The following is a 19,925-nucleotide window of genomic DNA, read 5'->3' as shown; positions in this document are numbered from 1 at the left end:
ACGGGTTGCGCGTGCTCGAAGTCGAAGCCTCGTCCGATGCGGGCGAACCGGCTGGCGATGGATCGAGAGTCCAGGCGCGGACAACGGGCGCGGCGGCCGCAGCAACGCGTGGTGCTGCCTTCGACCTGCTGCTGTTCAGCCAGGAAATGCATTCGCTACTGCAGGCGGGCCTGAATCTCGGCGAGGCGCTCAACACGCTGGTCGAGAAGTCGCAGGGCCCCACGCGTGTGCTGCTGTCGGGCGTCGAGGCGAGCCTGCGCGAGGGCAAGAATTTCTCCGACGTGCTCGAGGCCCATCCGCTCCAGTTTCCCGCGGTATACGTGGCAACGGTCCGCTCCAGCGAGCGCACCGGCAACCTGCCCGAAGCGATGGAGCGATTCATCGCCTACCAGCAGCAGTTCGACGTGTTGCGCAAGAAGCTGGTGTCGGCGGCCATCTATCCGGCGCTCCTGGTCACGGTGGGCGGATTCGTCACGCTGTTCCTGCTGGGCTACGTGGTGCCGCGGTTCGCGGCGGTGTATGAAAGCTCGGGCCGCCCGATGCCCTGGGCTTCAGGCGTGCTGCTGTCGATCGGCCACCTGGTCTACGACCACGCGGTGATCGCGCTGAGCCTGCTGGCCGCGGTGGTCGTTCTGGCGGTGTGGCAGTTGCGCCAGGCCGCAACGCGGCAGAAGCTGGTCGAGTTGGCGCTGCGGTTGCCGGGCCTGGCGCCGCGCGCCGACCTGTTCCGGCTGAGCCGCTTCTATCGCGCGCTGAGCCTGTTGCTGTCTTCCGGCATCGCGCTGCCTCGCGCGATGGGCATGGTGGGCGGCTTGCTCAGTTCCGCGCAGCGCAAGGCGCTGGTCGGTGCGCGCGAGCGCATCGAGGAGGGCGGCAGCGTATCGCAGGCGCTGGTCCAGTTCGGCCTTGCCACGCCGGTCGCGAAGTCGCTGGTCCAGGTGGGCGAGCGTTCGGGCCAGCTCGCGCCGATGTTCGATCGCACGGCACGCTTTCACGACGAAGAAATGACGCGCTGGATCGACGCCACTTCCAAGCTGCTGGAGCCGGTGCTGATGCTGGCCATCGGCCTGGTCATCGGCCTCGTGGTGGTGTTGATGTACATGCCGATCTTCGAACTCGCGGGGAGCCTGCAATGAGCACGCCCAACACGGTCGAGCTCGCGCATTCGCTGGGTCTGGTGTGGATGGACATGGCGCGCCTGCGCGAGCTGCGCACGCGCTGGGATGCGGTCGGCTACACCGACGCGGTGGCGCGCAAGATCGCGGTGCTGCAGTCGCCGGCCGACGATCCGACCGGTGCGGGCCAGGTCTACCTCGCGCTGACCGATCACCGCGATGCCGCCGCCGAAACCTGGGGGCTCAACCAATGCCGCCGCCTGGGTATTCGCAACGTGGCGGTCGGGCTCGTCGATGCCGACGACTTCGACGGCCTGCTGGCGCAACAGGAGCGCCAGATGCGCGCGATGGACGGCTTCCAGGCGGTCGAGGCCGAGGCCGACGACGGCGAACTGGCGGCGCTGATCAGCATGGTCTCGATCCAGCAGGAGACGAGCCCGGTGATCAAGCTGGTCAACTCGACGCTGTACGACGCGCTGAAGCTCAACGCGAGCGACATCCACCTGGAGTGCGACGCACAGGGGCTGCGCGTGCAGTACCGGCTCGATGGCGTGCTGGTCTCCATCACCGAAGTGTCCGGCGCCGACATGGCCGAGCAGGTGATCCAGCGCGTCAAGGTGATGGCCGAGCTCGACATCGCCGAGCGCCGCATTCCGCAGGACGGACGCTTCAAGGTGCGCGTGAGCGATCGCGACATCGACTTCCGGGTGTCGGTGATGCCGAGCATCTTTGGCGAGGACGCGGTGCTGCGGCTCCTGGACCGCAAGGCCCTGACCGAGCAGGCGCAGAGCCTCACGCTCGAAAGCCTTGGGCTGCGTGAGCAGACCAAGGCATCGATCCGGCGGCTGGCCAGCAAGCCGCACGGCATGCTGCTGGTGACGGGGCCCACGGGCTCGGGCAAGACGACCACGCTGTACGGAACCATCACCGAGATCCACACGGGCCGCGACAAGATCATCACCATCGAAGACCCGGTCGAGTACCGCCTGCCGCATGTGCTGCAGATTCCGGTGAACGAGAAAAAAGGGCTGACCTTCGCGCGCGGGCTGCGCTCCATCCTCCGCCACGACCCCGACAAGATCATGGTGGGCGAGATCCGCGACGACGAGACCGCGCAGATCGCTGTGCAGGCCGCGCTGACGGGCCACCTGGTGTTCACCACGGTCCACGCCAACAACGTGTTCGACGTGCTCGGGCGCTTCCTTCACATGGGGGTGGACGCCTACAGTTTTTCGGCGGCGCTCAACGGCATCGTGGCGCAGCGGCTGGTGCGCGTGAACTGCCCCGTGTGCTCCGAGCCGGTGGTGCCGACGCCCGAGGCCATGCAGGCTGTGGGCGTCGATGCGGCCGCCACGAGCACCTGGACCTTGCGGGCCGGCAAGGGCTGCGGCCATTGCCGCGGCACCGGCTTCAAGGGGCGGCGCGCCGTGGCCGAGGTGCTGGTGATGAACGACAAGCTGCGCGAGCTGATTGCCGCGCAGGCCTCGATCTCCGTCGTGAAGGAAGAAGCACGGCTGGCCGGCTGGATACCGCTGGCCGACATGGCGCTCGAGCTGGTGGCCTCCGGCGAAACGACGCTCGACGAAGTCGCGCGCGTGGCGGGTTGAGAGGTTTGTTCATGTCGAAGCCCGTCCTCTACATCTACATCGGCGCGCAGCGGTTGCAGGCGGCCTGGGCCGTGCGACGCGGCGCCGAGTTGCGCATGCTGTTCGACGCGGCCTACGAGCAGCCGATCGTCGACGAGCCCATGGCTTCGATCGACGCATGGCCCTCCGCTGTGTCGACGGCCATGGAAGCGCTCGGCCGCGGTTGCCAGGCCGAACTCGCCTTGCAGCGCGGCGCCGAGCTGCGCGTGCTGGTGTCCGACCAGTGGGTGCCCAGCGCCTCCGTGCCATGGAACGCGGCGCAGTACCGCCCGGGCGCCGCCGTTTCGGCCGCGCGCGGCGAGCTCCGCGAAGCGGGGCACGAGGTCCTGTCCGGCGACCTGTTGCGACTGGACGATGCACCGCTTCGCCAGCCCCGGCTCGCGGTCTGTTATCCGGCGTCGCTGCTCGAACATGTGGACCGGCTGGCCGCAACACTGAAGACGCGCCCGCACTCGGTCACCACTTTGTCTGCGCTGGCCTGGCGCGGCAGCGATACGCCCGGGCAGACGCCCGCGCATTCCGAACGCGTGCTGGCCATCCTCGAGCCGGGCGACGTATCGGCGCGTCAGGTGATCCTTGTGCGGGGCCAGCGGGCCTCGGCATGCATCGACGAGGTGCTGATCCGTCCCCTGCATGCCGGACTTCATCCGGATGGCGTCGGACGGCCCGCGGCGCGCGAGCTGGCAGCGTCCGTCGCGGCCATCGTCCAGCGGCTGGGGTGGAATGCCGTGCCCACGCCTTCTTCGCCCGAAGTCGCCACGCTGTTTTCCGTGACCGACCTGACGCCGAACGATCCGCTCTCCAGCGCCACCGGCCCGATGGCGTGGTGGGTCACGCCGCAAGGCCGGCGCGATCTGGTGGCGGCGCATGCGCTCGATGCGGTGGCGCGCGCCGCCCGTCCTTCCGCTGTCAAGCTGCTGGTGCTCGCATGTGTCCTCGGCGGCATCGGCTTTTCCGGCTTCGCACTCTGGCGCAACGAAGCCCGGCTGCAGGAGGCCCTCGATGCGGCCTCGGCGGCGCGGCGCGCGGCCGTGGTGCCCGCAGCGCCACCACCTTCGGCGGAGCAGGCCAAGCGGATCGCTGCCGTCAATGGCGTGGTCTCCGAACTCAACATTCCCCTGCCGCGCCTGCTGCGTGCGCTCCAGCCGCCGAAGGACATCCGCGTCGGGCTGCTGGGCCTTGAGTTGGTGGCGGGGCGGGAGCGCGGCGCCGGACCTGGCGGGGCCGCGGATGCGCGCGTGTCGCGCCCGACGCTCAAGGTCCATGCCGAGGCGCCCGCGAGCACCGACATGACGCGCTACGTCGCCTTCCTGTCGGACCGCAAGCCGCTGAATCACGCCTATCTCGTCAGGCACGAGGTGCCCGATGGCGCCGCCGCCCAGGCGGGCAGCCAGCGAGCGGCCTACCGTTTCACCGTGGAGGTCGCATGGAAGGACTGACACGCTGGACGCGTCACGCCTTGGCCGATGGCTGGTGGCAATGCCGACGCAGCGCGCAGCGGCTCTACCGCATGGCAGGGCCGGACGGCCTCGCGATCCTGTTGGGGCTGCTCGTGATCTGCGGGCTCGCCGCGGCCGTGGTGCAGGTGAGGGAGCAGCGCATCGGCTTGCGCGCCATGGATGCGGCCGCCGAGACGGGCGAGTCGTTGCCGCGACCGGTGGCGGAACTCTCCAACCTGCAGAAGTTTGAGCAGGTGCTGCCCGCGCATGACGACATTCCCGAAGTGCTTGAGCGCCTGTTCGAGCTCGGCGTGGAAGAGAAGCTGGTGCTCTCGCGCGGCGAATACCGCGCGCAGAACGACGAGGTCGGCCAGTTCGTGCGCTACCGGATGACCATGCCGATCAAGGGCAACGCGCCCGCGGTGCAACGCTTCCTGGAGCGTGCGTTGGCCGGCAATCGCAGCCTCGTGTTCGAGTCGGTGCAGTTCAAGCGCGACCGCATCCAGGCCGAGCAGATCGAGGCGATCGTGCAATGGACCCTGATCACCGGCTGGCCTGCTGTGCCCGCTGCACAGGCGCGCGAATCGTCCGGCATGCCACCGCCGATGCCGGCGCCTCTGCAAACACCGGAAGGAGGCGCGCCATGACGCAGCGCAGGGTGATGCTGGTCCTGGCCCTCGCGGCCACGCTGCTCGCGGTGTACTTCGCGCCGGCCAAGGACGATGCCGTGGTGCAGGTCGTCGAGCGGCCTGCCGTGTCCGATGCGGCGACGCGCCCGGTGCCGATGACGGTGCCGACGCAGCTGGAAAGCCGACGGTCGGTGGGTGGTGCAGCCGACGTGCTCGGATTGCGCTCGCGCGACGACCTCGATGGCGACGACTCGAACCTGTTCGCGTCACTGAGTTGGGAGCCCCCGCCCGCCACCAGGGTCGAGGCGCCGCCGCCGGCCGCGTCCGAACCCGTGGCGCCGCGCGCGCCGCCTGCACCGTTGCAGTTGCTGGGCCGCTACCAGGAAGGCGACAGGACGGCCATGTTCGCGACATTCAACGGCGACAGCGTGGTGCTGTGGCCCGGTGAAAACATCAACCCCGAATGGCGCGTCGACGCCATCGAGGCCGGGCAGGTCGTGCTGACCTACCTGCCCCTTGGGCAGAAGCAAAGCCTGCCGTGGACCGGCTCCCAATGAAAGAAGAAATGACGATGTTCATGCACCCGCGCCCGAAGAAGCGCTGGGCCCGTGTGGTGGAAGCGTGCGCGCCGGCCTGCTTCGTGCTGGCCTGCCTTGTGCTGGCCGGCTGTGCGAGCCAGGTGGCTTTTCGTGATGCCAACCGGCTGCTCGCGGAGAACAAGCCCACCGAAGGACTCGCGAAGCTGGAAGAGGCGGTCAAGCTCGATCCCAAGAATGCGGAGTACCGGGTGGCCTTGTCGACCACCCGCACCAGCCTAGTCAGCCGCTATCTCACCGCGGCCGAGGCCAACCGGCGCGACGGGCGGCTGACCGAGGCGGAGAAGTGGTACCGCCAGGTCATGGCGTACGAACCCGAGAACGCGATGGCGCGCCAGGGCCTGGAGCTGCTGGTCGTCGAGCGCAAGCACCGGCTCGTGGTCGCCGAGGGCGAAGCCCTGCTGAAGAAGGGCAAGCCCGAGGATCTGGTCATGGCGCTGGACATGCTGCGCCCGGTGCTGAACGAGAACCCGCGGCAGCGCGAGGCGCTGAATCTGAAGGAGCGCATCGACGAAGCCCAGAACAAGCAGGCCAAGCCCGAAGCCAAGCTCGCGGAAAGCTTTCGCAAGACCATCACGCTGGAGTTTCGCGACGCACCGCTGCGCACGGTGTTCGACGTGATCGCCAAGGTGTCGAGCCTGAACTTCTTCTTCGACAAGGACATCCGTCCCGACCTGAAGGCGAACATCATGGCGCGCAACACCACCATCGAGGACGCGGTGCGCCTGCTGATGGTGACCAACCAGCTCGAGCAGAAGATCCTGAACGAGAACTCGGTGCTCATCTATCCGAACACGCCGCAGAAGCTCAAGGACTACCAGACGCTGTCGGTGCGTACCTTCTACCTGGCCAACGCCGACGTGAAGGCGGTCTCGAACACCATCAAGACCATCGTCAAGACCAAGGACCTGGTGATCGACGAGCGGCTCGGCCTGATCATCATGCGCGACACGCCCGATGCGATCCGCATGGCTGAACGCATCGTGGCGCTGCAGGACTTGACCGATCCGGAAGTGATGCTCGAAGTGGAGGTCGTCGAGATGAAGCGCTCGCGCCTGCTTGAGCTGGGCATCAACTGGCCCGCCCAGTTGTCGTTGTCCCCGTTGCAGATCGACGGCGCGCCGCTGGTGCTCAACGACCTTGGCAATCTCAATCGTCGCAATCTCCAGGTGGGAGGAACCCCGAGCGTCACCGCCAATGCGCGCAAGGAAAACGGGGACGTGAGCATCCTTGCCAACCCCAGGATTCGCGTGCGCAACAAGGAGAAGGCCAAGATCCTGATCGGCGACCGGGTGCCGGTGATCACGACGACATCGAACGTGACGGGCTTCGTGTCGGAGTCGATCAACTATCTGGACGTAGGCCTCAAGCTGGAGGTCGAACCCAGCATCTACCTAGACGAAGAGGTGGCGATCAAGGTCAACCTCGAAGTCTCCAGCCTGGTGAAGGAAATCATCAGCAAGTCGGGCTCGCAGGCCTACCAGATCGGCACGCGCGGCGCGAGCACCGTGCTGCGGCTGAAGGACGGCGAGACGCAGATCCTGGCGGGCCTGATCAGCGACGAAGACCGCTCGACCTCGAACAAGGTGCCGGGCCTCGGCGAGATGCCGGTGGCCGGGCGCCTGTTCGGGAGCCAGAAGGACGACACGCTGCGCAGCGAAATCCTGCTGTCCATCACGCCGCGCGTGGTGCGCTCCATTCGCCGGCCCGATCTGCAGGCGGCCGAGTTCGAGTCCGGCACCGAAAGCAACATCGGCGCGCGGCCGCTGCAGTTCACGGGCGGCGCGCCCGATGCACCGAAGGCTGTCGCTGCGCCGGCTGCTGCTGCAGTTCCCACAGGTGCGGGCGCCGCCGCTGGCGTCGTGGCGCCGGGTGCCGGCGCGGCAAGCGCAGTGGCGCCCGTGAACGCCGCACCGCCGCGGCCCAACAAGGCGGCGCCTGCGCCGCAAGGTGCGCCCGCAACCGGTGCCATCAGCCTGAGTTGGCAGGCGCCCGCGCAGGTGAAGGTGGGCGAGCAGTTCAGCGCGGTGCTGCGCGTCAACAGCCAGCAGGCCTTGCGCGGCTTGCCGCTGCTCGTGGGCTTCGATCCGCAACTGATGCAGGTCGTGAGCGCACAAGAGGGTGACTTCTTCCGGCAGGCCGGCGGCAAGAGCACCTTCAACCAGCGCGTGGACGGCGTGCAGGGCAAGGTGTTCATCGCGGCCCTGCGCGAGAACCCGGCCGGCGGCGAGGCCGGGATCAACGGCACCGGTAGCGTGGCCACGCTCACCTTCAAGGCCGTCAAGGCCAGCGCCGGCGCGAAGCTCCAGCTGCTGTCCGCCACGCCGGAGCCGGCATCGGCATCGCCGGTGGCCGTGCCGATAGAACAGGTGTTCAAAATTGTCCCGTAGCGCCCATTCCGCGCGTGGCTTCACCTTCGTGGAGCTGCTCGTGACGCTCGCCATCATGGCCGTGCTGGCGACCGTGGCGGTGCCGCTGGCCCAGGTGAGCGTGCAGCGCCAGAAGGAGCAGGAATTGCGGGCCTCGCTGATGCAGATCCGCGAAGCGCTCGATGCTTACAAGCGCGCGTCCGACCAGGGGCGCATCCAGATGAAGCTGGGAGAGAGCGGCTTTCCGAAGACGCTCGACGACCTGTGGCAGGGCGTGCCCGACCAGCGCAGCCCGAACCAGCAGAAGCTTTATTTCCTGCGGTCGCTGCCGCGCGATCCGACCTTTGCGGATGCCCGGGCACCCGCTGCGCAGACCTGGGGCCTGCGCAGCTACAGCTCGCCGCCCGACGCACCAGCCGAAGGAGACGACGTGTTCGACGTGTATTCCAGATCGAAGAAGACCGGCCTCAACGGGGTCGAGTACGCGCTGTGGTGACCATGCGAACGCCAACCGTCAACGCCGCCCGCCGCGCCGGCTTCACCCTGATCGAGTTGCTGGTCGTGCTGTCTATCGTCGCGTTGCTGCTGAGCATTGCCGCACCGCGCTACTTCGGATCGATCGACAAATCAAAGGACCAGGTGCTGCAGGAGAACCTGCGCGTCGTGCGCATCACGCTGGACAAGTTCTACGCGGACAAAGGGCGCTGGCCGAAGTCGCTCGACGAACTGGTCGAGCAGCGCTACCTGCATGCGGTGCCCACGGACCCTGTGACCGAGTCGCGCACCAGCTGGATCTTGTTGCCCTCGCAGAACGCCGAGGAAACAGGAATCGCCGGCATCAAGAGCGGGGCATCGGGGGCCACCAAGGACGGCCGTTCGTATGAGAGCTTCTGACGGCCGCTCCCGTGAGATGCGCGCGTCCGCGCAGCGGGGGTTCACCTACATCTGGATGCTGCTGCTGATCGCGCTCATGGGAGTGGGCATGACCGTGGCGGCCGATGTGCAGACCACCGTCAGCCAGCGCGACCGCGAGAAAGAGCTGCTCGCCATCGGGCGCCAGTTCCGCACCGCGCTCGCCAGCTATTACGCGGCCCGGCTGCCGACCGTCGGTGCGGCCGGCGGCCTGCCTCTGCCCTCGGGCATGGGGCCCGGTCAACCCGTTTCGGGACTGCCGCCTGCCGCCGGTGGTGGTGCGAATTTTCCCTGGCGCAGGCGGCCAGCCCGCGCTGCCGCCGCAGAACGATCCGAGCGGCTACCCAGCCAGCCTCGAGGCGCTGCTGAAGGACGAACGCTTTCCTGGCATCCGCCGCCATCTGCGCAAGGTCTTCGTCGATCCGATGACCGGAAAGGCCGAATGGGGACTGGTTCAGGTGTCGGGCCGCATCGTGGGCATCCATTCGCTCTCGACGGCCATGCCGATCAAGCAGGCGGGCTTCGAGGGCGACGAGCAGGCCTTCACGGGCGCGCAAAGCTATGCCGAATGGATCTTCGGTCCGCTCGCCCAGATGCCCGTGCCGCCCGGGGGCAAGACGATCGGGTCGAACTCCGCCACGTCGCTTCCCTCTTTTTCGACGACGCCTTTCTCCGCGTCCCCACGACCTTGAACCGAGCCGAGGTGCCCATGCACAACAGGAAGATTTCTCTCACCCTCACTGCGTCAGTCGCTGCCGCCCTGTCGACGATGTTGCTCTGCGCGTCCGCGAGCGCGCAGACGGATTCGGGGCTGCCGCCCATCCTGCGGGACATGCCCCAGTCGGGGTCGATGTGCAAGAACGAGCGGCTGCCCGGTGCCTCGTTGTCCGGCGGCGGGCGAGCCGATGGTGGTCTCGAAGCGGGCTGTGCGCTGCCGGTCTCCGGGGCGGCAGCCTTCCTGCAAAAGAACGGCGCTGCGGTCATCGACACGCGCCACGAGAGCGACTTCCTGCAGTTCCATATCGCGAACGCCATGCGCGTCGACGCGGCAAGCATCCGGCTCAAGACGCACCTGCGCGACAAGCCCTTGCTGCTGGTTGGCGACGGCAAGTCGGACCGCGAGCTCTACGGAGCCTGCGGGCGCTTGCGGGCCCAGGGCTTCAAGTCGGTCCAGGTGCTGATGGGCGGCATGGCCGGCTACTTCGCGAAGGAATTGCCCGTGAGCGGCCCGGGCGCGCCCGATGCCTTCGAGTCCGCGCGGCTCGACCCCGCGCAACTGTGGGCGCAGAGCCAGTTTCCTGAAAGCCTGGTCGTCGTCATGAACAGCCCGGCATCGGCCGAGCTCCTGCCGCTCGCGCCGCGGGTGTCCATCTCCTCGGACACGGCGCTGCGAGCCCTCGCCGGCGCCGTGGAGCGGCGCCGCAAGGAGCAGAAGGCCGTGCTGGCCAACGTGACGGTGGTGGTCGACGGTGCGATGTCCGAGGCCATGTTCCGCCAGTACAGCCAGGTGGTGGCCCCCACGCCGCTGCTGGTGTACACGGGCGGCGCCCCCGCGTTGAAGAGCTTCCTGCGCTCGCAGGAGGCGGCGTGGGCCGCGCATGCACGCGGACCCAAGCAACCGCGCTGCGGCTGAGGTGGCCATGCAGCGGCGTGCGTGGCTCAAGGCTGCAGGCGCACTGGCCGGCGGCGCCCTCGTGCCGATGAGGAGCAGCCTTGCCGCGCAGGGAGCGTTGCAGCTTCGCTTCAACTTCGGCATGAACAACCCCGGCGCGACCGACCTTCCGCTCCAGCGGCTCTGGATGTATTTGCCCGTGCGCCGGAACGCCTGGTGGGCGCTGGACGGCATCGAGACCGGCCTGCCGCACGAGCTGCAGAGCGATCCGCTGGGGCACACCATCCTCTTCGTTGCGATAGACAAGCTTGGCGCGTATGCACGGCGCGTGGCGGCGCTGACGGTCAACCTGAATCAAAGCGCGGCACCGTTGCCTGCGGCCAGGAATGCGCAGGACTGGCTGGCGCCGGAGCGCTACATCGAATCGGACCACGAAGCGATCGCCGCGCAGGCATTGGCGCTGAAGTCCGCGACCGATGCCGGAACCGTGCGCAACATCTACGAGTTCGTTGCCTCTCGCATGGATTACGCGGGCTACATGCCGGAGGACTTCGGCGCCCTCTATGCGCTGCGCCAGCGGCGCGGGGATTGTTCCGAATACGCCTGTCTCGTCGTGGCCCTGTGCCGCGCGTCGGGCATTCCGGCCCGCATGGTCGAGGGCTATGTCACGGACCGCAGCTTCGCGCCCCGGCCTATGGATTTCCACGACTGGGCCGAAGTGCTGGTCGACGGGCAATGGCGGGTCGTCGATGCACAGAAGAGAGCCTTGCTGGAGCGGGACGCCCAGTACATCGCGTTCCGCTACTACCGCGACAAGGCACTGAACGGCGTGGGGCTGGCGCATCGCTACCGCCTCGAAGGCGAAATGGAATTCAGCGTATAGCAACGCCGACCCAAAGGGCAGGCGGGGGCCTTGCAAAAAGCGGGGAAAATCCCGCCAGCACTGTCGTTCGGACACTTCTGCCCGCGGCAACTTCACTCTTCTGAAGAACACCAGTTTCATGTTCCCGCACCGGCTGCATGCGTGGCTGCTCGAACACTTCTCGAAATACCGCGCGGCTCCCTTGTGGGCGAACGTGGTGCTGGTTGCTTCCCTCGCCCTCCTGGCGCTCATGATCGTCTTCTTCGGCGGCTCCTCCGCCACGCCAGGCGTGCCGGCGACCCGGATCACCCATGCCGACTGGCAGGTCACCGAAGCGCCAGGCTTTCGCGAACCCTCGATCGTCATGGACAGCCGGGCCCTGCCCGACACCTGGCAGTCCATCGAGCTGCCCCTGTCCCTGCCCATCGCGCTGCTGCGCCAGGCCGACGACCGCTTCATCGCCAGCGCGACCCGCACCACCTGGCTGCGCGTGGCCGTGCATGACCTGCCCGTCACCACGGGGCCGCTCGCGCTGTACGGCGTGCGCATCAAGACCGACGGCACCATCGCGGTGTACGCCGACGGCCGGCTGGTCCACCGCGACCAGGAAAACGGACCGCTGTGGAACAGCACCCGCACGCCGCTGTGGGTGGTGATCGAGAAAACGCCCGATGCGGTGCCGCTGAAGGAAATCCTCGTCCGACTGGAGCACACGCGCAATGCGCAGGTGGCGGTGTCCTCGCTGTGGCTGGGCCCGGTCGATTCGCTGAAGGACCGCTACAACAAGCGCCTGTGGTTCCAGCAGGACCTGCCCGCCATGCTCGGCGCGGCCTTCATGGCGGTGGGCCTGTTCGCGCTGTTCGTGTGGTTCCGGCGCCGGCACGAAACCGGCTACCTGCTTTTCTTCAACCTCGCGACCACGTCGTTCCTGCGAGGCCTGCATTTCTACGTGAGCCTGCCGGTGGCCAACGACTGGTTCGCATGGCTCACGGTCAACTCGCTGTTCTGGCTGGTCGCGGTGGTGCACTTTGCGCTGCGCCAGTTGCATGGCCGCCCGCTCCAGTGGCTCACGTACGCGGTGGTCGGCTGGACCGCGCTGACCGGCGTGCTGACCCTGCCGGGCCTCGGCATCCTGACGAACACCCCGCAGGTCACGCCGCTCATCTACATCGGCGCGGCCGCCATGGGCGGTGCCGTGGCGCTGGTGGGCGGCATCAGCGCATGGCGCCGCTCGAACGAAGGCCGGCTGGTGGCCTTCGGCATCGGCGTGTGCGTGCTGCTGGGCCTGTCCGACTGGCTGCTGCAGAACAACTTCGCGAATCCGGAGGGCTGGTACCTCGGGTCCTACACCAACGCCGTGACCTTCGCCGTCTTCGGCACGTTGATGTACCGGCGCTACGTCAACGCCATCGCCGAGGTGGAGCGGGTCAACGCCAACCTGGCCGAGCGCCTGCAGGCGCGCGAGGCCGAGCTCGAACAGAGCCACCGCCGGCTGCGCGAGGTGGAAAAGCGCCAGACCATCAGCGACGAGCGCCAGCGGCTGATGCAGGACATGCACGACGGCCTGGGCTCATCGCTCATCAGCGCGATCCGTTCGGTGGAGAACGGGCGCCTCAGCGACGAGAAGGTGTCGCACATCCTCAGAAGCTGCCTGGACGACCTGAAGCTCACCATCGATTCGATGGAGCCGCTCGAGGAAGACCTGCTGCTCCTGCTGGCCACGTTGCGCTACCGCCTCGGTCCCCGGCTCGAGGGCTCCGGCGTCGCGCTGCGCTGGGAGGTGCAGGAGATACCGCCGCTCGACTGGCTCGACCCGACCAGCGCGCTGCACATCCTGCGCATCGTGCAGGAGAGCATCGCCAACATCCTGCGCCACACGCGCGCCACCGAAATCCGCGTGGGCACGGCGCCCGAGGCCGAGGGCGTGCGGGTGACCATCGAGGACAACGGCCAGGGTTTCGACGTCGACAAGGCGATGGCCGAGGCCGGCGGGCGCGGCATGCAGAACCAGCTGCGCCGCGCGGAAGCCATCGGCGGGGGCGTCAGTTGGCGTTCGGGGCCGACGGGCACGCTGTTCACGCTGTGGCTGCCGCTGCAGCGCAAGCCGCGGAAGGCTTGAAGCCCGCGCTCAGTCGGCGCCCGCGTGCCCCTGATGCTGCGGCAGGTCGTCGTTGATAGTGAACCACGGAGCCTTCGAGCCGACGAAGATGTGCGCGCTGGGTCGGATGGTTGGGTTGTCGACCAGCGTGCCCAGGGTGACGTGCACGAACATGCCCTCGCGCACCACCGAATACAGGAACGAGCCGCACTTGCCGCAGTGGATGTCGCCGGCGTTTTCCTCGCCGTGGATCAGCAGCGTGTCGGCGCCCTGCGTGATCGCCAGCTTGTGCCGCTCGATGCCGGCAAAGGGCTTGAAGGCCGAGCCCGTCGCGCGCCGGCAGTCCGCGCAGTGGCAATTGAGGGCATAGGTGAATTCGTCGGCCACCGTGTAGTGGACGGCCCCGCACAGGCACTTGCCGGCGAGGCTGCGGACGGTGGTGGTCCCGGGGCTTGTCACCGGTGTCTCTCGTCAGCGAAGGAGGCTTCAGCCCGCCAGGCCCACGTACACGTTCTGCACATCGTCGTTCGCGTCGATGGCCGCCAGGAAGACTTCGACTTCTTCCAGATCCGCGGCGCTCAGGCTCGCCGGATCGACCGGGTTCTTCGGCTTGTAGCCCAGCTTGGCCGAGAGCACCGTGAAGCCCTGCGCCGGCAGGGCGCGGCTCACGAGGTCCAGGTCGGTCGGGTCGGTCAGGAACACGGTGGCGTTGCTTTCGCCGGCCGGCTCGAAGTCCTGCGCGCCGGCTTCGATGGCGGCGACCTCGGCGTCGGCCGTGGCGTTCGCGGGCTCGGCTTCGATCATGCCGACGTGGTCGAAATCCCACGACACCGAGCCCGAGGTGCCCAGTTGGCCCTTGCGGAACAGCACGCGCATTTCAGGCGCGGTGCGGTTCACGTTGTCGGTCAGGCACTCGACCATCACCGGCACGCGGTGCGGCGCGAAGCCCTCGTAGATCACATGCTCGAAATGCACCGCCTCGCCCGTGAGGCCCGCGCCCTTCTTGATGGCGCGGTCCAGCGTGTCCTTGGGCATCGAGACCTTGCGGGCCTGCTCCACCACCAGCCGCAGGCGCGAATTGGAGGCCGGCTCGGCGCCGTTGCGCGCGGCCATCATGATTTCCTTGGCCAGCTTTCCGAAGAGGCGGCCCTTGGCATTGGCGGCCAGGTCCTTGTGCTTTGCTTTCCACTGTGCGCCCATGGCGGTGTTCCTTCGATTCGGGGGAGCTACTGTAGCCGCAGCGCGCCGGGCCGCAGTTTTCTCCAAGTTTCGGGAGCGGGGCGTCGTTACGCTCGCGTCGTTTCCACATCCATCGATACAGACGCCACACCATGCCCTCCATCGAAACAAGACAACAGCAAATGGAAACCTTCCACCGACTCCACGCGGGCCCCGATCCCCTGGTGCTCGTGAACGCATGGGACGCGGTCAGCGCGCGGATCGTCGAGCGGGCCGGGGCGAAGGCCATCGCCACCACCAGCGCGGGCATCGCCTGGGCGCTCGGCTACCCGGACGGCGAGCGCGTGCCCGTCGATGAACTGCTCGCCGCCACCGCGCGGATCTGCCGTGTGAGCAGCGTGCCGGTTACGGTCGACATGGAACGCGGCTTCGGCGACACCACCGAGGCTGTGTGCGACCTGGTGCGTGCGTTCATCGACATGGGCGTGGCCGGCATCAACATCGAAGACGGCACGCTGCCCGGCACGCGGGAACTCGCGCCGCCGGAAATCCTGTGCGAGCGCATCGAGGCGCTGCGCAAGCTGGATGCGCGCCTCTTCATCAACGCCCGCACCGACACCTACTTCGTCGCCAACGACGACCCCGCCGCGCGCTACCAGGACACGCTGCGGCGCGCCCGGCTCTACGCATCGGCCGGCGCCGACGGCATCTTCGTGCCGGGCATGTCGAAGCTGGAGGAAATCGCGGGTCTCGCTGCGGCGGTGCCCTTGCCGGTGAACGTCTACGCCGGCCACACCCAGGCACCGCCGGTCGCGGTGCTCGCAGGCGCGGGGGCGCGACGCATCAGCCTGGGCTGCGGCCCGCTGCAGGCGGCGCTCGGGCTGCTCGGGCGCATCGCCACCGAGGCCTTCGACGGCAGCGACGCCGGCTTTCGCGCGATGGGCGCCGGGATGCTGTCCGCAGGTGAGATCAACGCGCTTTTTTCCGGCACGTCCTGAGAAAGACCACGGGAAGGGCTTGGGGTACAGTGGCGACCCCTTGCCGCAGCCGACCCCTACCGACCCCCACGTCCCGTACAGCATCCGCCTCGAATCGGTCGCGCTGGTTCGCGGTGAACAGCGCGTTTTCGACGGGCTGACGCTCAGCCTCGATGAAGCGCGCATCGGCCTCGTGGGCGACAACGGCGCGGGCAAGAGCAGCCTGTTCCGCCTCATCAGCGGGCTCGACCAGCCGCAGCAAGGGCGCGTCGTGGTGCATGGCTGCGACACGCAGGGGACGCAGGCCGACCGCCGCCAGCTCTCGCAGCACGTGGGGCTGATGTTCCAGAACCCCGACGACCAGATCATCTTTCCCACCGTGGCCGAGGAGCTCGCGTTCAGCCTCACCGCGCGCGGCGAAACCCGGCAGGCGGCGCGCGAGCGGGCGCGTGAATTCCTGGCCGAACGCGGGCTCGCGGCCTGGGCCGGGCGCGCCATCGGCGAACTGAGCCAGGGGCAGCGCCAGCAGGTGTGCCTGCTCGCGCTGCAGATCGGCCAGCCCGCCCACGCTGCTGCTCGACGAGCCTTTTGCAAGCCTCGACCTCTTGAGCCAGGCGCGGCTCGCGGCACAGCTCGAAGCCACGGGCCAGCAGATCGTCGTCTCCACGCACCTGCTCGAGCATGTGTACGACTTCGAGCGCGTGCTGTGGCTCGAACAGGGCCGGGTGCGCGCCGATGGCCCGGGGCGCGAAGTCTGCGAGGCCTATGCCGAGAACGTGCGCCAGCGCGCCGAGGCCGAGCGGGGCGCCGACCGTGCGTAGCCTCTACTCGTCGCATCCGACCTGGATGCATGCGCTGCCGGCGTGGGTCAAGCTCGCGGTGCTTTCGGTGTGCGGCACGCTGCTGGTACTGGTCGAGCGGCCGGTTCACCTGGGCATCGCCTGCATCGTGGTGCTGCTGCTTTTCGCATCGCTAAGCCGCACGGCGTGGTTGCGCGTGCGGATGCTGGTGGGTATCGCGATCGGCTGCGCGCTGATCGTCGGCTTTCACTGGTTCCTGGGCACGATTGCGCTCGGCGTGGCGAGCGCGCTGCGCCTGGCCAGCGCGGCCGTGCTCGCGCTGATGCTGACGCTCACCACGCGCTTCGAAGATCTGCTGGCGGTGCTCGAAACCCTGATGCAGCCGCTGCAGCGTTTCGGCGTGCCGACCGAGCGGATCGCGCTCGGCATCGGCCTGATGCTGCGCTTTGCCGAGAACTTCTACGTGCAGTGGCAGCGCCTGGACGACGCCTACCGCGCCCGCGCCGGGCATGGCGGCGGGCTGCGCCTCCTGGCGCCGCTGACCATCCGCACGCTGCAGACCGCCGAGCGGGTGGCCGATGCGCTGGCCGCGCGGCTGGGGCGCTAACCCATGCGCGCGGCGCAGAATCCGACGAACACCCCCTCTCCGAATCCCGTCATGACCACCACCGGCTCCATCACCTCGTCCCGCTCGCTCTCGTACATCGCGCTGTTCGCCGCGCTGATGGCGGTGTTCGGCCTGATTCCCAAGGTCGACCTGCCGTTCGGCGTGCCGATCACGCTGCAGTCGCTGGGCGTGATGCTGGCGGGTTGCCTGCTGGGACCGCGGCGCGGCTTCTTCGCGATTGCGCTGTTCCTGCTGGCGGTGGCGCTCGGGCTGCCGCTGCTGCCGGGTGGGCGCGGCGGGCTGGCGGTGTTCGTCGCGCCGGCCGGGGGCTTCCTGTTCGGCTGGATGTTCGGCGCCTTTGCATGCGGCCTCCTGATGCGCCGCATGGCGGGTGCGACCGGCAAGGGGCTGCTGGCCGCGGCGTTCTTCGCGTCGGTGGTCGGCGGGATCGTCGTGGTCTATGCCTTCGGCATCGTCGGGCTCTCACTCATCGCCCACATGTCGCTCACGCAGGCGGCGCTGGCGATGCTGGTGTTCATTCCCGGCGACCTCATCAAGTGCGGCATCTGCGCGATGCTCGTGCAGACGGTGATGCGCGGCATGCCGAGCTGGCGGCTCGACCGCGACTGAGCAGCGCTACAGCCCGCGCCGCTTGAACACGGTGCGCGAGAGGTAGTCCTTGCGCGGACCCTTCACCAGGTGCTCGATGACGAACGAGCCGTCCGTGCGGAACCGGTAGACGCTGTCGTACTGGTCGGCAACGCAGAGGTGGCCGGCCGAGCCGACGAGCTCGTCGCCTTCGCGCACGATGGCGATTTCGTGGAAGAGCCGCAACGGCATCTCGGCGAAGTACACCGAGAAGCCATCGGTGATGCCCTCGAAGACGTACTCGCGGTGCCCATCGAACGACTGTCCGTCTGGCAACTGGATTCGGCCTTCCTCGCGGTATTTCAGCCAGGCACTGTCATGCCGCATGAACCGGGCGGTTCCGCGCATGGTGGCCTTGCCCTCGATGGTGCGGTCCAGGTCCCACATGCCTTCGAGCCGGTCGAAGACCGAGTCCGGCGTGCCCCAGGCGAGGGGCGGGAGAGGCGTCGTTTCCATGTCCCGAACTCTAAGCCAGCCCGAGTTCCCTGACCTTTGAGCATTGATTGTTTCCGTTCTGTGAACGCCGCGGTTCCTTTTGCTAAGGGTTTTTACGTAGATGGCGTCGCACAATACATCCACAGACCGGCCCCCAAGCCGATCTGGGTGAACAGGGCCCCGAGCGAGGTGGCCGCCCCCCGGAGGGACGGTGACCCACCCAAGACCGGTTCGAAATCATCCGAAGCAAAAACTGAACTGAATTGAAGGAAATCCAAATGACCGCCTCGAAGATCCTCTCCGCCGTTGCTGTTGCCCTGATGGCTGTTGCCGGTGCCGCCCACGCTGAAAGCTATGACGGCGTGCATCAACTGACCTCGGCCGCCTCCCGCGCCGATGTCGCCAGCCAGGCTGTGGTTGCCGCGCACAGCGCCAACCCGTACGCCACCGGCGCCAATGCAGGCCCTGCGCAAGTGTTCGTGTCGTCGACCAGCCGCGCTGCCGTCCGTTCGGAAGCCGTTGCCGCCGCACACAGCGCCGATCCGTACGCCGAAGGCGCATCGGCCGGCGTGGCCCCGCTGGTCGCCAGCACCGTGGACCGCAACGCCGTTCGCGCCGCAGCCCGCGCTGCCGCTCGTGGCGACGCACTGCCGCTGTAATCCTCCGAGAGCGTCAGCTCTTGTCGAAGCCGGCCCTGCGAAAGCAGGGGCCGGCTTTTTCTTGTCGTCTCGTTTCGCACGCCCGAGTCAGCGTGCGGGCAGCAGCCGCAGGACGGCGACGACGAAGGGCGCGCTGTCCGGCGCGGCCGTTTCGTGCAGCGTGACGAACCACTGCGCCGGCGCGTCGTCGGGAGCGGGGCGCGCGCAAAGCTCGCACGCATAGAGCACCCGGCCGACGCGCGTCGTGCCGTCTCGCACGGCAACCGCCTCGTCGCGGCATTCGTCCATCACGCTCCAGCGGCCGTCGGCTTCGCTGCGGATCGACCGCCGCATCAGCCGCACGGCGATGCGTTCCGGCGCCACCGTGCGCTCGCCTGCATGCGCGTCGGGCACGGTCGCCAGCAGGCGCACGTCGAGCGGCTCGCCGACACGAAAGCCTTCCCCGCGCTCCAGCGACATGCCGCTCAATGCCACGCGCACATGGCGCCGCTCGCGCAAGGTCGTGGCGACGAAGACGACGGTCAGCACCGAGAACATCGCGAACACCGGCAGGCCGACCACCATCCAGAGCCACTGCCAACCGCCGGCCAGCGCCCAGGTCATCGCCCTGACGCCGAAGACCGCGAAGAAGGCCAGCACCGCGAGCGCGACGAACCAGGCCACCCAGTCGCCGATGGATCTGCGCACGCGTTCCGTGGCTTGCGGTGCCTCGGAGGTCCATTCGGCAGGGAGCGTTTCATCGACCGGTGGCAAGTCGGCTGATCGTCGATCGGGTGGATCGGGCCATGGCGTCCAGAAATCTTCCGCCGTGTTCTCCAGCGCGATCCATTGAAGATCCGTCCAGGCCGGCAGGTAGGCGGTGGCGGTTTCCTCGCCTTCCACCCGCAGCGTGATGCCTGTCGCGCCATCGGGCGCCGCCTCCTCGAAGCCGCGCGGGTACACGCCGGGCGCCCGGTGCATCCGCCGCGCGTGCAGGTCGACGATCAAGGTGTCGCCGCCGACCTCCACCGCCTGGTAGCGGCCGTCGGGCGAGACGTACCCGTACCCCGGCGCGTGTCCGGACAGATGGGCGATGCGTGCGACGGAAGGATGAAGGCGGGCCATGAAGAGGCGACGAGCATAGCCATGCGTCCGGCGTTCCATGTGGCCCCATGCCGGTGCGCCACTAGGCCGAAAGTTCGTGTGGACCGGCCGTGCGGCGTGCGGCGATTGGGCCAAAAGGCGCATTGCCTTGCCGCAGCGCATCAATCATGATGGCGGCGCGGAAGGGATGGCCTCCCGACCTCATGCTTTCGCATTACTGCGCCACTGTGGTGCGGACACGCGAAAATACGACGACGTT

General features: G+C 68.1%; 20 protein-coding genes and 1 pseudogene. 17 read left to right on the top strand and 4 right to left on the bottom strand.

Annotated features, from left to right (window positions below):
- The first annotated feature begins 11 nt into the window (after positions 1-11).
- From QF040_RS22775 to QF040_RS22720, 12 genes are all read left to right on the top strand, one after another.
- Positions 12-1,136: a type II secretion system F family protein gene (locus QF040_RS22775; protein ID WP_429612932.1), complete on the top strand. Its 1,125-nt coding sequence runs from the start codon at positions 12-14 to the stop codon at positions 1,134-1,136.
- Positions 1,133-2,722, top strand: coding sequence for a GspE/PulE family protein (locus QF040_RS22770; protein ID WP_429612931.1), 1,590 nt, complete (start codon positions 1,133-1,135; stop codon positions 2,720-2,722). Before QF040_RS22775 ends, QF040_RS22770 begins: the two co-directional genes overlap by 4 nt.
- Positions 2,723-2,733: 11 nt before the next feature.
- Positions 2,734-4,200, top strand: a complete 1,467-nt coding sequence (locus QF040_RS22765) for a hypothetical protein (RefSeq protein ID WP_429612930.1) — start codon at positions 2,734-2,736, stop codon at positions 4,198-4,200.
- Complete coding sequence (locus QF040_RS22760) at positions 4,188-4,847, top strand: hypothetical protein (RefSeq protein ID WP_429612929.1); 660 nt, start codon at positions 4,188-4,190, stop codon at positions 4,845-4,847. Before QF040_RS22765 ends, QF040_RS22760 begins: the two co-directional genes overlap by 13 nt.
- Positions 4,844-5,386 carry a hypothetical protein gene (locus QF040_RS22755; RefSeq protein ID WP_429612928.1) on the top strand — a complete coding sequence of 181 codons (543 nt, stop codon included), beginning with the start codon at positions 4,844-4,846 and terminating at the stop codon, positions 5,384-5,386. The genes QF040_RS22760 and QF040_RS22755 overlap by 4 nt, the downstream gene beginning before the upstream one ends.
- Positions 5,387-5,394: 8 nt before the next feature.
- On the top strand, positions 5,395-7,815 hold the full coding sequence (locus QF040_RS22750; RefSeq protein WP_429612927.1) for a cohesin domain-containing protein: 2,421 nt from the start codon (positions 5,395-5,397) through the stop codon (positions 7,813-7,815).
- Positions 7,805-8,290, top strand: a complete 486-nt coding sequence (locus QF040_RS22745; protein WP_429612926.1) for a type II secretion system protein — start codon at positions 7,805-7,807, stop codon at positions 8,288-8,290. Before QF040_RS22750 ends, QF040_RS22745 begins: the two co-directional genes overlap by 11 nt.
- A gap of 2 nt (positions 8,291-8,292) precedes the next feature.
- Entirely contained in the window at positions 8,293-8,688 is a 396-nt protein-coding gene (locus tag QF040_RS22740; RefSeq protein ID WP_429612925.1) for a type II secretion system protein, read from the top strand.
- Positions 8,689-8,984: 296 nt separating this feature from the next.
- Positions 8,985-9,398: a hypothetical protein gene (locus tag QF040_RS22735; protein WP_429612924.1), complete on the top strand. Its 414-nt coding sequence runs from the start codon at positions 8,985-8,987 to the stop codon at positions 9,396-9,398.
- Positions 9,399-9,415: 17 nt separating this feature from the next.
- Positions 9,416-10,339: a rhodanese-like domain-containing protein gene (locus QF040_RS22730; protein WP_429612923.1), complete on the top strand. Its 924-nt coding sequence runs from the start codon at positions 9,416-9,418 to the stop codon at positions 10,337-10,339.
- Positions 10,305-11,201, top strand: a complete 897-nt coding sequence (locus QF040_RS22725) for a transglutaminase-like domain-containing protein (RefSeq protein ID WP_429612922.1) — start codon at positions 10,305-10,307, stop codon at positions 11,199-11,201. The genes QF040_RS22730 and QF040_RS22725 overlap by 35 nt, the downstream gene beginning before the upstream one ends.
- A gap of 118 nt (positions 11,202-11,319) precedes the next feature.
- Positions 11,320-13,299: an ATP-binding protein gene (locus QF040_RS22720; protein ID WP_429612921.1), complete on the top strand. Its 1,980-nt coding sequence runs from the start codon at positions 11,320-11,322 to the stop codon at positions 13,297-13,299.
- A gap of 9 nt (positions 13,300-13,308) precedes the next feature.
- Here the strand turns inward: QF040_RS22720 and QF040_RS22715 are convergent, their stop codons facing one another.
- Positions 13,309-13,737, bottom strand: coding sequence for a GFA family protein (locus QF040_RS22715; protein WP_429612920.1), 429 nt, complete (start codon positions 13,735-13,737; stop codon positions 13,309-13,311).
- 27 nt (positions 13,738-13,764) lie between these two features.
- Complete coding sequence (locus tag QF040_RS22710; protein ID WP_429612919.1) at positions 13,765-14,478, bottom strand: YebC/PmpR family DNA-binding transcriptional regulator; 714 nt, start codon at positions 14,476-14,478, stop codon at positions 13,765-13,767.
- A gap of 131 nt (positions 14,479-14,609) precedes the next feature.
- Here QF040_RS22710 and QF040_RS22705 point away from each other — a divergent pair, with 131 nt between their 5' ends.
- The 4 genes and pseudogenes from QF040_RS22705 to QF040_RS22690 all read left to right on the top strand — a co-directional run bounded on the left by QF040_RS22705 (position 14,610) and on the right by QF040_RS22690 (position 17,471).
- Entirely contained in the window at positions 14,610-15,455 is an 846-nt protein-coding gene (locus QF040_RS22705) for an isocitrate lyase/PEP mutase family protein (RefSeq protein ID WP_429612918.1), read from the top strand.
- 40 nt (positions 15,456-15,495) lie between these two features.
- Positions 15,496-16,255, top strand: a pseudogene (locus QF040_RS22700) (energy-coupling factor ABC transporter ATP-binding protein).
- A complete protein-coding gene (locus tag QF040_RS22695) occupies positions 16,248-16,841 on the top strand; it encodes an energy-coupling factor transporter transmembrane component T family protein (RefSeq protein ID WP_429612917.1) in 594 nt (197 codons plus the stop codon). Before QF040_RS22700 ends, QF040_RS22695 begins: the two are co-directional and overlap by 8 nt.
- Before the next feature lie 51 nt (positions 16,842-16,892).
- Positions 16,893-17,471: a biotin transporter BioY gene (locus tag QF040_RS22690; RefSeq protein ID WP_206176828.1), complete on the top strand. Its 579-nt coding sequence runs from the start codon at positions 16,893-16,895 to the stop codon at positions 17,469-17,471.
- Between the two features lie 6 nt (positions 17,472-17,477).
- Here the strand turns inward: QF040_RS22690 and QF040_RS22685 are convergent, their stop codons facing one another.
- Positions 17,478-17,945: a DUF6314 family protein gene (locus QF040_RS22685; RefSeq protein WP_429612916.1), complete on the bottom strand. Its 468-nt coding sequence runs from the start codon at positions 17,943-17,945 to the stop codon at positions 17,478-17,480.
- A 257-nt stretch (positions 17,946-18,202) separates the two neighbouring features.
- On the opposite strand from QF040_RS22685, the gene QF040_RS22680 reads away from it, so the two are divergent.
- On the top strand, positions 18,203-18,583 hold the full coding sequence (locus tag QF040_RS22680) for a hypothetical protein (RefSeq protein ID WP_013538875.1): 381 nt from the start codon (positions 18,203-18,205) through the stop codon (positions 18,581-18,583).
- Positions 18,584-18,670: 87 nt separating this feature from the next.
- Here QF040_RS22680 and QF040_RS22675 read toward each other — a convergent pair whose 3' ends face one another.
- Positions 18,671-19,687, bottom strand: coding sequence for a hypothetical protein (locus QF040_RS22675; protein ID WP_429612915.1), 1,017 nt, complete (start codon positions 19,685-19,687; stop codon positions 18,671-18,673).
- Between the last annotated feature and the right edge of the window lie 238 nt (positions 19,688-19,925).

The organism is Variovorax sp. W2I14 (assembly GCF_050435205.1).
Lineage (GTDB): Bacteria > Pseudomonadota > Gammaproteobacteria > Burkholderiales > Burkholderiaceae_C > Variovorax > Variovorax paradoxus_C.
This window is presented reverse-complemented; position numbering and strand designations above follow the sequence as displayed.